This is a genomic window from Cobetia sp. 5-25-4-2 (assembly GCF_013374075.1).
GTDB lineage: Bacteria > Pseudomonadota > Gammaproteobacteria > Pseudomonadales > Halomonadaceae > Cobetia > Cobetia marina.
The window spans coordinates 1-481 of record NZ_BLWK01000021.1 but is presented as its reverse complement, the minus strand read 5'-3'; the positions used below and the strand labels follow the sequence as shown (position 1 = coordinate 481).

The following is a 481-nucleotide window of genomic DNA, read 5'->3' as shown; positions in this document are numbered from 1 at the left end:
GTGGTGTCATCGGTGCTGTCACCGTCGACCAGGGCGGCGGTCAGATCGCCAACGTTGTCACTGATGGTGGTGATGACCGGCGCGGATGGCGCGGTGATGTCGATGGCGACATCAATGCTGTTCGAGGCATCAGAGCGGTTGCCCGCCACATCGATGATCACGGCTGTCGCGGCGTAGCTGCTGCCATCGGTCAGGTCGTCGGCGGCAATGATGACCGCCACGTTGCCGGCGGTGATGTCGTCGGCGTCCAGCTCGACCGAAGCGGTGATCACGTTCGACGCGTCATCGCTGTCGACCAGGATGACAGTCACGGTGTCGCCGGCGACGGCCTCATCGCTGAGGGTGACCGTGGTTTGCAGCCCATCGGTCAGCTCATCGATATTCACACCATCGAGGGCTTCGGTGATGGCCAGAGTGGGTGCAGACGGCGCGGTGGTATCGACCGTGATGGCGATGGCGTTGGACAGCACGCTGTCATTGC

The 481-nt window shown here is 63.2% G+C and carries 1 protein-coding gene; it reads right to left on the bottom strand.

Annotated elements, in window-relative coordinates; all coding sequences use genetic code 11:
- Positions 1–481 (bottom strand): hypothetical protein (locus tag HXS65_RS17340; RefSeq protein WP_218015114.1); only part of this gene is annotated, 481 nt, incomplete at both ends.